Source organism: Variovorax sp. AC103 (genome assembly GCF_979254005.1).
In genome coordinates this window covers 1-272 of record NZ_CEEDFC010000072.1, presented here as the reverse complement: position 1 = coordinate 272, position 272 = coordinate 1, and the positions used below count along the sequence as shown (strand labels likewise).

Sequence of the window (272 nt, the reverse complement as noted above, 5' to 3'; positions counted from 1 at the left end):
CTCGAAATCGACCCGGCCTCCCACGAGGTCGTGTGGCAGTACGCGGACGAACTGGTCCACGCGTTCTACACGGCCTACATGGGCAGCGCGCAGCGCCTGCCCAACGGCACCACGCATGTCACCGAGTCGGCCCCGGGCCGCCTGTTCGAGGTCCCGCCGGCCGGCGAGGTGGTGTGGGAGTACGTGATTCCCTGGTTCGCCGAATACCCCGACGAGGCCGCGCGCAAGGACGTACCCGGCCGGCAGAACAGCGTGTTCCAGACCTTCCGCTA

The 272-nt window shown here is 68.4% G+C and carries 1 pseudogene; it reads left to right on the top strand.

Going from position 1 to position 272, the window contains the following annotated elements:
• Window positions 1-272, top strand: a pseudogene (locus AC0IYU_RS34835) (aryl sulfotransferase); the annotation flags it as partial.